Consider the following 1,108-nt stretch of genomic DNA (forward strand, 5'->3'; position numbering starts at 1 on the left):
AACGTCGGCCTCTGAAGAGCGGATCTCCGGGCTGTGCGCCAAGGCCATCGACACCATTTTGCGCATAAACGCCCGTGACGGATTAGTGCTTTTTCCGCTGTAAGCCTCGTCAGACATACTTTCGAAGGTGCGTTTGCCGCTTTCTCCATCAACCTCGCCGTTCCAGCGCACGTTGTCATACGCCGGATCCGGTTGATACTGCTGCTGAACCGCTGGGAGGTTATCGCCATTGTTTTTTAGCACCGCACGGTTGCCTGCCGCAGGGGCCTCCGTGGCAATATTGGCTTTGGCGCGCAGTTCTGTACGATTAACCAAGGCAGGCTGATTGTCATGAACCCCCGGTGCCGCAGGCGTGCTGCTGCCTGATTGCACGGGCGGGTTCAAGCGCCCCGTGTTGGTGACGACTGGCGCTTCTGTGGTTTTAATCGGCACCGGCGGCTCAATACGCGTAATCAGCCCTGAAGAGCGGGGGGCGTTGGCCGTGGCGGGCATCGCAGGCTGGCTTGCCGGCGCTGACACGCTGGCGCGTTGAACTGGCTGAACCGGCTGAACCACTTCATTCTGCCGGGCGGTCACCGTCGGTTGCACATTATTCACCGCCACGTTGTTGCTGAACACGGGGGCGGCTTCTGTTTTCACTTCCGGCGCGGCAGAAACCGGGGCCTGACGCGGAGCCGGTGCCTTTGGTTCCCCCACGGCCGCCAACTCCTGAAGAAAATCTGGGGCTTCTTTTGATCCAGCCTCACCGGCCGATGACGGGTCAGAATGGAATAATGTCATGTATTCCTCCTGCGTCAGCATCGGCGGTAATCCGTTGATATCCTGCGCACCTCCTGACTGTGCGGCTGTAAGAGGGGAAAACGGCAGGCAGATGGCGATGGCCATCGCCACATTTAACCGGCGGAACTCATTGTGCTTGCGTACCATCAGATCATCTCTCCCTGAACGCTTCACGGGCTTTTAATACAGGCTTTAAAATATAGGATAGGATCGTTTTCTCGCCGGTACGAATCTCAACGTTGGCGATCATGCCGGGAATGATCGGGAACGTTTTGTTTTTAACATGCAAGGCGGCCTGGTTAGTCCGCACATACACGCGGTAATAGGT

1 protein-coding gene and 1 pseudogene are annotated in these 1,108 nt (G+C 57.5%); both read right to left on the reverse strand.

The features are described from left to right. On the reverse strand, window positions 1-927 hold a 927-nt coding region (locus AC2A1E_RS24135; RefSeq protein WP_484385864.1), incomplete at its 3' end, for a hypothetical protein. Window positions 928-931: 4 nt separating this feature from the next. Further along, window positions 932-1,108: pseudogene (locus AC2A1E_RS24140) on the reverse strand (hemolysin secretion protein D); the annotation flags it as partial.

It is taken from the genome of Serratia sp. HNCC26DJ206, from assembly GCF_057180605.1.